Raw genomic sequence first — 11,599 nt, 5'->3', positions numbered from 1 at the left:
GTGTGTCGTCGGCGGTTCGTCGCGGCACACCTCCTCTTGTATAGACGAAGCAGCAACCTCATGAATAAGAATAGAACGGGAGTGTAGGGATGAGAGCCATTTGGGATAAAGAGAAAGCTTATTGGAATGAGAAGCTGGGGGGCGGAAATGACGAGCGTATCGCAGGCATCCCGTATACACAGCAGCCGCTTACGGCAAGCACGCTTGCACCAGGGACGCTGAAGTCGGTTCATACCGAGCTATCCCCGGAGCTGTCGGCACGCATTGCGCAAATATCGGGCGGGGCTCCCATGGCCGTGTATATGGTGCTCATGTCCGCCATTACAGGACTGCTGTACAAATACACGAACGAAGGTTCGGTTACAATCGGCACGCCGACGTTAGCGGCGTCGAAGACCGAGGCCGGTGCCATGCTGAACCAACTGCTGCTTATTCGCAGTAAGGTCGAACAGGCGACGACGCTGAAGACGATGCTCCCGGCGATGAAGGCGGATTTGACAGAGGCGGTGCAGCATCAGTCACTTCCTTTTCACCAATATATGCACCTGCTGAACATCGAAGCTCCAGAGGAAGGTCGTCCGGTTATTCCGACGGTCGTCTCGTTGGAGGCGCTGCACACGGATCACTTCAAGGAGCAGGCGGCGTTCGAGCTGTGGTTGCATGCTTCGGTGCAGGCTGGCGGGCTGGTGCATCTCGATGCGACGTACGACGAGTGTCGCTATACGGCGGAATCGATCGAGCGGCTGATGGCGCATCTGCAGCAGTTCATGGCGGTCGTCCTGTTCCAGCCGGACGTGCCGTTCGCCGAGGCGGAGCTGCTGTCTGAAGCGGAACGCAAGCAAATCATCGAGTCGTTCAATGCAACGGAGGTCGAGTATCCGAAGCATCGCGCGATTCATCAGCTGTTCGAGGAGCAGGCGACCCGTACGCCTGACGAGCTGGCGGTGCAGAGTGAGGGCGAGTCGCTGACGTACCGCGGGCTGAACGAGCGTGCGAACCGATTGGCACGCAGGCTGATCGCCCAAGGCGTACAGTCCGAGGAGCCAGTCGCGATTATGGCGGAGCGCTCGGTTGAGATGGTCGTCGGCACGATTGCGATTCTGAAGGCAGGCGGCGCGTATGTGCCGATTGATCCGGAATATCCGCAGGACCGAATTGAATATTTGCTCGACGACTCGGGTGCGCGGGTTCTTCTCGTGCAGGAGCAGCTGCTGGAGCAACTCGGTACTGGTGAGAGCAAGCTGAGCGACTTCCAGGGCGTATGCATGAGCTTGCGTGAGGGTGCGGTTGACAATGCGGACTCCTCAGTATCGGCTTCTGCCACGTCTGCTGGTGTGAAGAGCGCGAATCTAGAGCTGACAGCGAGCTCACTAGCGGACTCCGCTTCGTCTACTAGAGCGGATAGTACGAACCTCGACCTGCCTGTGCAGCCTGACCAGCTCGCGTACCTGATCTACACGTCGGGTACAACGGGCAAGCCGAAGGGCGTTATGGTCGAACATCGCAACGTGACACGTCTTGTCATGAATACGAATTACGTGAAGCTGGATAACACGACGCGCATTCTGCAGACTGGAGCTGTCGTCTTCGACGCGACGACGTTCGAGCTGTGGGGCTCGCTCTTGAATGGCGGCAAGCTGTATCTCGTGCCGAGCGACGTCATTCTCGACGCGAACCGTCTGAAGCAAGCGATCCAGCGCTACGCGATCAACACGATGTGGCTGACCGCGCCGCTGTTCAATCAGCTGCTCATGCAGGACAACTCGATGTTCACTGGCGTGAAGACGCTCCTCGTCGGCGGAGATGTGCTGTCGGTGCCGCACATTAATACGGCGCTTGAGCATCACCCGGGGCTAGTTATCGTGAACGGCTACGGCCCTACGGAAAATACGACGTTCTCCACCACCCATCTCGTCGATTCGCCGCAAACCGAGGCGGTGCCGATTGGACGCCCAATCGCCAACTCGACCGCGTACATCGTCGACCGCTCGATGAAGCTGATGCCGATCGGTGCATGGGGTGAGCTCGTCGTCGGCGGCGATGGCGTTGCAAGAGGCTACCGCAACCGCGAGGAGCTGACGGCGGAGAAGTTCATCGACAGCCCGTTCCGCGCAGGCGAGCGTCTGTATCGCTCTGGCGACCTTGCGCGCTGGCGTCCTGATGGCGTTATCGAGTACAAGGGCCGTATCGACGAGCAGGTGAAAATTCGCGGCTACCGGATCGAGCTCGGCGAGATCGAGTCACAGCTGCTGAAGTCGGCTGAGGTGCGCGAGGCGGTTGTCATAGCGATAGCCGATGAGACCGGGCAGAAGCTGCTGTGTGCATACTATGTGACCAAGAGCGGCGAAGCATTGAGCCCAAGCGAGCTGAAGTCGCGCCTTGCGAGCGAGCTGCCGGGCTACATGGTGCCTTCGTTCTTCGTCCAGCTGGAGGTGATGCCGCTCACACCGAACGGCAAGGTCGACCGCCGTGCATTGCCAGCTCCAGATGCTGCTGCGCAAGCAGGCGACACGTATGTTGCCCCTCGCACCCGTATGGAGGAGGATCTTGCACGCATATGGCAGCAGGTGCTCGGGCTGGAGCGGGTCGGGGTGACGGATCATTTCTTCGAAATCGGGGGCCATTCGCTGCGTGCAACAGCGCTTGTCGCCCACATTCATAAAGAATTGAACAAGAGCATTCAGCTGCGTGACGTGTTCCGCAACCCGACGGTAGAGAGCATGGCGCTCGCCATCGAGTCGATGGAGCCGAACAAGTATGCGGAGATTCCAGTTGCAGCAGCGCAAGCTCATTATCCGGTGTCGTCCGCGCAGAAGCGGATGTTCATTCTGAATCAGCTGTCCGGTGCGAGTCTTAGCTACAACATGCCGAACGCGCTCCGTATGGAAGGTCCGATCGACAGTGACGGTCTGGAGCAAGCGTTCCGCACGTTGATTGAGCGTCATGAGACGCTGCGTACGAGCTTCGAGGTCGTGAACGGCGAGCCCGTGCAGATCGTGCATGATCAGGTTGAGTTCCGCATGGAGCGGCTGAAGGCGGTTGAAGTCGGAAGCGAAGGGGCTCAAGAGTCGACGACAGGCTCCAAGAGTGCGGCAGCAGCTGATTCCGTCGAAGAAGTCGTTCGCCGCTTCACGCGCACGTTCGACCTGCAGACCGCGCCGCTGATGCGCGTCGGCCTCGTGGAGCTTGGCGCTAACCGTCATCTGCTGCTGCTGGACATGCACCACATTATTTCAGACGGTGCCTCGATGAGCGTGCTCGTTGATGAATTCATCCGTCTGTATGCAGACGACGCTGCAGACCTACCGCAGCTTCGCATTCAATACAAGGATTACGCTGTATGGCAACGCGGTGACGTGCTCAGCGACAGCTATGCGGAGCATGAGCGCTACTGGCTTGAGACATTCGCAGGGGAGCTGCCGGTGCTGGAGCTGCCGACCGACTATGCGCGTCCGACGACGCGTAGCTTCGAGGGCAGCGTGACCGAGTTCGTGCTCAGTCCGGAGCTGACCGCACAGCTGAAGCGCCTCGCCTCCGAGACGGGTGCGACGCTCTACATGGTCATGCTAGCCGCCTACACGTCGCTCTTGTACAAGTACAGCGGACAAGATGATGTCATCGTCGGCTCGCCGATCGCGGGCAGACCGCATGCGGACCTGTCCCGTCTTATCGGGATGTTCGTCAATACGCTGGCCATTCGCACGTACCCGACGGGTCCGAAGTCGTTCCGCGATTACTTGCTTGAGGTCAAAGAGCAGTCGCTCCTTGCGTTCGAGCATCAGGATTATCCGTTCGATGAGCTCGTCGACCGTCTGCAGCTGAGCCGTGATATGAGCCGTAATCCGTTGTTCGATACGATGCTCGTCGTGCAGAACGCGGACCAGCCGCAGACGAACGTTGCTATCGATTCGCTGCGCGTCAGCACCTATGCAGCGGAGCATAACGTCGCGAAGTTCGACCTGACGCTGTTCGTCACCGAGCAGCAGGACGAGCAGGGCGAATCGCTAGCGTGCAGCTTCGAGTATGCGACCGCGCTGTTCAAGAAGGAGACGGTCGAGCGGCTAGGCGAGCACTTGCAGCTGCTGCTGGAGATGATCGTCAGCGAGCCTGCGGTCAAGCTGGACTCGATCCGCATCGTCTCCGAGGCGGAGCAGCGTCAGATCGTGGAGCAGTTCAACGCGACGACGGTCGACTACCCGAGCGAGCAGACAATCAGCGAGCTGTTCGAGCAGCAGGTGTCCCGTACGCCGAGCCATACGGCGGTCGTCTACGAAGGCGAGCAGCTGACCTACAGCGAGCTGAATGCTCGGGCGAACCGCCTGGCGCATACGTTACGTGCTGAAGGTGTGCAGCAGGACGAGCCGATTGCGATTCTCGCCGAGCGTTCGATTGATATGGTCGTCGGCGTACTTGCGATTCTGAAGGCGGGCGGCGCGTATGTGCCGATCGATGCGGACTATCCGGAGGAGCGCATCGCGTACATGCTGGAGGACAGCGGTGCGAGACTTGTGCTGGCACAGAAGCTAGTGCCTGCGCTTGAGCAGGCGATGGGAGCCACCGACACGAGCCGCAAGCTGCTGCTTCTCGGCGATGCGTCGAGCTACAGTGCAGACGAGTCGAACCTGACCTCGGCTGCCACACCGGAACAGCTCGCCTATATCATCTATACGTCGGGCTCCACAGGCAAGCCGAAGGGCGTTATGGTCGAGCACCGCAACGTCGTACGGCTCGTCATGAATACGGATTACGCCGAGCTGAACGAGCATACACGCATTCTGCAGACAGGCGCCGTCGTGTTCGACGCTTCGACGTTCGAGATCTGGGGAGCGTTATTGAATGGCGGTCAGCTGTACCTCGTGCCGAACGAGACGATTCTTGATGCGGTCAAGCTGAAGCAAGCAATCCGTGAATATTCGATCACGACGATGTGGCTGACGGCTCCGCTGTTCAATCAGCTGCTCGTTCAGGAGCGCGGTCTGTTCGACGGACTGAAGACGCTCCTCGTCGGCGGTGACGCCTTATCGGTGCCGCACATTAACCGCGCGCTACAGGAGCATCCGGAGCTGACCATCGTCAACGGCTACGGCCCTACGGAGAATACGACGTTCTCCACGACGCATCCGATCCGCGAAGCGCAGACGGATGCGGTGCCGATCGGGAGGCCGATTCACAATTCGACGGCCTATATCGTCGACGCTGCGCTGAATCTACTGCCGGTCGGCGCCTGGGGCGAGCTGCTCGTCGGAGGCGATGGCGTCGCGCGCGGCTACTTGAACCGGCCGGACTTGACGGCCGAGAAGTTCATCGACAGCCCGTTCCGATCCGGTGAGCGCGTCTACCGCAGCGGCGACTTGACCCGCTGGCGGGCGGACGGCACGATCGAGTACAAGGGCCGCATGGACGCCCAGGTGAAGATCCGCGGCTACCGCATTGAGCTCGGAGAGGTCGAAACAGCGCTGCTGCAGGCGGCTCCACTGCGCGAAGCAGTCGTCCTCGTGCGCGAGGATGCGAATGGGCAGAAGGTGCTTGTTGCCTACTATGCAAGCGACGACTCCTTGAATGTACGCGAGCTGCGCAGTGCGCTCTCCAGCAAGCTGCCGGCTTATATGGTGCCGTCGTATTTCGTCGCCGTTCCGAGCATTCCGCTCACGCCGAACGGCAAGGTCGACCGCCGTGCGCTTCCTGAGCCGGAGGGCGAGGTCGAGACAGGTGCGGAATATGCGGCTCCTGCCTCGCCGGAGGAGGAAGCGCTCGTAGCCGTATGGCAGTCCGTACTCGGTGTGAAGCGAGTGAGCGTGCTGGACAGCTTTTTCGAGCTGGGAGGCGATTCCATCAAGTCCATTCAGGTGTCGTCGAGACTGTTCCAGGCTGGCTATAAGCTCGATATGAAGCAGCTGTTCCAATATCCGACGATTCGCCAGCTGAGCAAGCATGTGCAGAAGGTCGGACGCATTGCCGAGCAGGGCGAAATTACCGGATCGGTCGGGCTGACGCCGATTATACACTGGTTCTTCGAGCAAGGGATGGTCGAGCCGCATTACTTCAACCAGTCGGTTATGCTGTACCGACCGGATTCGTTCGACGAGCAAGCTCTGCTTGCCGCTATGCGTAAGCTGGCGGAGCATCATGACGCGCTGAGGCTCATTTTCCGCAAGGGGGCGCATGGAGAGGGCTACGAGGCGTACAATCGTGCGATTCACGAGGGCGAGCTGTTCACGCTGGAGACGTTCGACTTCACTGGCGTAACGGAGGAGCTGCTGGCGGATACGGTTGAGGCGGCGGCGAATGAGGTGCAGAGCAGCATCAACCTCGAGGATGGGCCGCTCATGAAGCTCGGCTTGTTCCGCTGCCCGGACGGCGACCATCTGCTCATCGTCATTCATCACCTCGCGGTCGACGGCGTATCGTGGCGCATTCTGTTCGAGGATATTGCAGCAGCCTACGAGCAGGCGCTCAAGGGCGAGAAGCTGCAGCTTCCGCGCAAGACGGATTCGTTCCAGCTGTGGGCGGAAGAGCTGGAGAATTACGCGACGGGACCTGCGATCGAGCGGGAGAAATCGTACTGGCAGCAAGTCGCGAATACGGCCTACCAGCCGCTGCCGATCGATTATGATCAGCCGTTCGCGATGCTGGCGGACAGCGATTCCGTAACGGTCAGCTGGTCGGCAGAGGAGACGGAGCTACTGCTGAAGTCGGCGGGCCGTGCCTACAACACCGAGGTCAACGACCTGCTGCTTGCAGCGGTCGGCATGGCGGTGCACGACTGGAGCGGTCTAGAGCATCTCGTGCTGAACCTCGAAGGACATGGTCGCGAGCCGATTCATCCGGATCTCGACATTACGCGGACGGTCGGCTGGTTCACAAGTCAATATCCGGTGCTGCTGGAGCTAGAGTCGGGCCGCGACGTTTCGCATCGCATCAAGTCGGTGAAGGAGTCGCTGCGTCGCATTCCGAACAAGGGGATCGGCTACGGGATATTGAAGCATCTGTCTCCGGTGGAGGAGCGCAGTCTGTACGCAGTAGAGCCGCAGGTGAGCTTCAACTACTTGGGTCAGTTCGATCAGGATATGGAAAACAGTTCCATTCAGACTTCCCAATATTCATACGGAATGCCGCTCAGTGCGCTCATGCTGCGTAAATATACGTTGGACATTAATGGCATGATCTCCGGCGGCGAGCTTGGGCTGTCGATCAGCTTCAGCACGCGCCAATACCGCAAGGAGACGGTCGAGCGACTCGGCGCACTGCTCAAGACGAGCATGCAGCGCATCATCGCGCATTGCGTGGCGAAGGAGCGCCCAGAGCTGACGCCTAGTGATGTGTCGCTGCGCGGATTGACTGTCGAGCAGCTCGCGGTCGTGACCGCTCAGGCGGAGACGATTGGAGAGCTCGAGAACGTGTACACGCTGTCGCCGATGCAGAAGGGGATGCTGTTCCACAGCCGCCTCGAGCCAGGCTCAGGCGCATACTTCGAGCAGGCGAAATACGAGCTTGTCGGCAAGCTCGACGTCGCGGCCTTCGAGAACAGTCTGCATGCACTCGTCGAACGCCATGCGGCGCTTCGCTCGAACTTCGATTACACGATTGGGGACAAGCCGCTGCAGCTCGTCTACCGTAATCGGGGCTGCGAGTTCCATTACGAGGACTTAACGGGAATGGAGCTGATCGAGCGTGAGACGTACTACTTGACATATGTTGCACGGGATAAGGCGCGTGGCTTCGATCTGAGTCGGGACCGCCTCATGCGAGTAGCGGTGCTGCGCACGGGTGAGAAGACGTACCGGTTCGTCTGGAGCTTCCATCATATCGTGATGGACGGCTGGTGTATTTCTCTTGTTAACAAGGAAGTATTCGAGACGTACCTCGCTGCAGTGGAAGGACGGGAGCCGATGCTGGAGCCTGTCGCGCCATACAGCCGGTACATCGAGTGGCTGGAGGATCAAGATGCGGAGGAGGCGACCAGCTACTGGCGTCAATACCTCGCCGGGTATGAGCAGCAGACGATGGTGCCTTCCACGCTGGCCGATTCGATCACGTCGAAGACACGGGGCTATGAGCCTGAAGAAACGTACGTCGATCTGAGCTCAGAGCTGACCGAGCGCATGAACCGTATTGCGAAGGAGCATCAGGTGACGATCAACACGCTGATGCAATGCGCATGGGGACTAGTGCTGCAGCGCTACAACAATACACGCGACGTCGTCTTCGGCAGCGTCGTGTCCGGTCGTCCTGCAGAGGTCGCAGGCATTGAGAGCATGATCGGACTGTTCATCAATACGATTCCGGTACGTATTCAGAGCGAGGCGGAGGCTACGTTCGCGGATGTCATGCGGAGGACGCAGGAGCAATCGCTCGCCTCGACCTCATACGATACGTACCCGCTGTTCGAGATTCAGGCGCTCTCCGACCAGAAGCAGGAGCTGATCGGGCACATTATGGTGTTCGAGAATTACCCGGTCGAGCAGCAGGTGGAGCAGCTTGGCGCAGGTGGAGCGGGTGTTGAGGGAGAAGGTATGCCGCAGCCGCCATTCGAGATTCACAATGTCGACATGAAGGAGCAGACGAACTACGACTTCAACCTCGTCGTCATGCCGGGCGACGAAATTCGGATCAGCTTCGGCTACAACACGTACGCCTACAGCGAGGCGGACATTCAACGCATGCAGCGCCATTATGTGCATGTGCTGGAGCAGGTGGTCGCGAATCCGAACGTGGCCGTCGATCAGATCGAGCTGACGACAGCTGAGGAGCAAGCGCAGATTCTTGGTCCGTTCAACGATACGGCGTCCGAGTTCCAGCGCGGCGTGACGCTGCAGCGGCTGTTCGAGGAGCAGGCGGCTCGCACACCAGAGCTGGCAGCCGTCGTCTTTGAGGGCGCGACGCTGACGTACGGTGAGCTGAACGAGCGTGCGAACCGTCTCGCCCGCAGACTGCGTGCAGAAGGCGTGCAGGCGGATACGATCGTAGGCATTATGACGGAGCGGTCGATGGAGATGATCGTTGGCCTGCTCGGTATTCTGAAGGCTGGCGGAGCATACATGCCGATCGATCCGGAATATCCAGAGGAGCGTACGCAGTTCATGCTCGCCGATTCCAAATCGAAGCTGCTGCTGACGCAGAAGCACCTTGCGGATACGGTTGCCTTCAGTGGTACGGTGTTAGCGCTTGACGACGAGGCGTCCTATGCGAAGGATGGCTCCAAGCTCGATGGGACCGAATCGGCGGAGCAGCTCGCTTACGTGCTGTATACGTCGGGTACGACAGGCCGTCCTCGCGGCGTCATGATCGAGCACCACAGCGTGGTCAACACGGTGACGTGGTATTACAGTCAATATTTCAGCGGAAGCCGTAACAGCATCGTGTTAACCGCCGAATATACGTTCGATCCGAGTGTGGAGCAAATATTCGGCGCACTATTGCATGGCGCAACGCTGCATGTCGTGCGTAAGGATACGCTGCTGAACCGCAAGAAGCTGCTCGCGTACGTCGAGGCGCAAGGCATTCGCGTGCTCGACTCTTCCCCAGCGCTGATGCAGGAGCTGGTCGCAGACGAAGCGAAGGTCGATTCGCTGGACATTCTGATCTGCGGCGGCGAGCGACTTGAGGATACGCTGAAGGATAAGCTGGTTGGCAAGGGCTACAAGCTGTTCAACCATTACGGGCCGACAGAGACGACGATCGATGTCATTACAGGTCCGTGCGAGGCGAATACGAAGGTTACACTCGGTAAGCCGATTCGCAACACACAGGCGTATATATTGAGCGCGAGCCATAAGCTGCAGCCTGTAGGCATACCAGGCGAGCTGTACATTGCCGGCGAGGGGCTGGCGCGAGGCTACCTGAACCGTCCGGAGCTGACAGCGAGCCGATTCGTGGCGAATCCATTCGTGGCCGGGTCCAAAATGTACGCCACCGGCGACCTCGCCCGCTGGCTCCCGAACGGCGAGATCGAGTACATTGGTCGCGTCGACCATCAGGTCAAAATTCGCGGCTACCGCGTCGAGCTTGGCGAGGTCGAGGCGCAGCTCGCGAAGGTGTCCGCGATCAAGGAAGCGGTCGTCCTCGCGGTCGACAGCGACGGCGGCTACAAGCAGCTGAACGCTTACTTCACCGCGGAGGAGACGATCTCAAGCGCCGACCTGCGCTCGGCGCTCGGCAAGTCGCTGCCGAGCTACATGGTTCCGTCGCAGTTCGTGCAGCTGGAGCGCATGCCGCTGACGTCGAACGGCAAGATCGACCGTAAGGCGCTGCCTGCCATGAAGGCTGTAGGCTCAGAGATGGAGCAGGCGACTGCGTCGGTCGACTCCGCACCGCAGACGGAGCTTGAGCAGCAGCTGGCGCTTATCTGGCAGCAGGTGCTCGGTGTGCCGAGCGTCGGCGTCCAAGACAGCTTCTTCGACCTCGGCGGCCACTCGCTCAAGGTGTTGGAGCTGATCCGCCACATTCATCAGCAGGTTGGTGTGGAGCTTCCACTGCGCACCGTGTTCGAATCGCCTACGATTGCCGGGCTTGTCCGTGCTCTGGAGGAGCACGCGGGTGGCTTGGTCGCAGCTGGTCAGAGTGCCATCGTGCGGTTGAACGAGTCGGGCGCGAGGAACGTCTTCTGCTTCCCGCCGATGCTCGGCTACGGGATGGCGTTCGCGGAGCTGGCGAAGCAGCTGGAGCCGCATGCGACGGTGTATGGGGTAGATTTTATCGATCAATATGAGGATGAGCGTCATCTGACGGAGCAGTACATCGAGCTGATCCAGCGTGTGCAGCCAGTAGGGCCGTACGTATTGCTCGGCTACTCGCTCGGCGGCAATCTGGCGTTCGAGGTGGCGAAGGCGATGGAGCTGCGCGGTCTTCCAGTGTCCGACCTGCTGATGGTCGATTCGGTGAAGAGTGAGCGCACGGTGACGGCGACGCGGGAAGAGACAATCAAGCATATTGACCAGGCGCTGGAGAAAGCACCAGAGGCGTATCAAGCGCTGCTCTCCGGTACACATCGCGAGAAGATCTACGCCTACGCGATCTACCGTAACGGGCTGCTCAATATGGGCAGCGTGCAGGCGAACGTACACGGTATGGTCGCGGCACATAGCGCCGCCAAGGGACCTAACGGCGACAAGCTGTCCTGGAAGAGCGCCACAGCTGGCGAGTACACTGAGCATCGTCTGATCGGCAACCACGACGAGGTGCTGGAGTCTGGCTTCGTGGAGGAGAATGCGCAGCTGATTCTGAAGGTGCTGAAGCAGATTGAGGAACGTCAAGCTGCATCAGGGGATTCCAAGCGACAGCTTGAGACGTCGGGCGCGTAGAGTGGAGCGATGTCCAAGAGAAAGCTTGAGACGTCAGACTCGTAGAGTGAAGCGATGAAGTGAATAGACGAAGCTGACTGTATGGATTGAAAGCTGGAAGGAGTGCTTGCCGCTGGGCAGGCACTCCTTTGCTTTATGCGTAAGGTGGTCCGCTCGACACGAATGTCAACCCTCAATAGCTCGTGACTAGGAATAGTGCGTCCGGAATAGCGCTGTAACAAGTGTAAATCATCGTAACAACCAGTGACGCACTGTTTGCCTCGCTCAAACCAGCACCGTAACGATGTTCTTCATCGTTA

1 protein-coding gene is annotated in these 11,599 nt (G+C 59.5%); it reads left to right on the top strand.

Annotated elements, in window-relative coordinates:
• Window positions 1-89: 89 nt before the first annotated feature.
• Window positions 90-11,300: a non-ribosomal peptide synthetase gene (locus tag PAE68_RS12770; protein WP_281887482.1), complete on the top strand. Its 11,211-nt coding sequence runs from the start codon at window positions 90-92 to the stop codon at window positions 11,298-11,300.
• Window positions 11,301-11,599 lie beyond the last annotated feature (299 nt).

It is taken from the genome of Paenibacillus sp. YYML68 (genome assembly GCF_027923405.1).
GTDB lineage: Bacteria > Bacillota > Bacilli > Paenibacillales > NBRC-103111 > Paenibacillus_G.
The sequence above is the reverse complement of the archived record's forward strand: the minus strand, read 5'-3'. Positions and strand labels throughout refer to the sequence as shown.

Coding starts and splice junctions, on each gene's coding strand:
- PAE68_RS12770 (WP_281887482.1), top strand. CDS start 90: ATGAGAGCCATTTGGGATAAAGAGAAAGCTTATTGGAATGAGAAGCTG.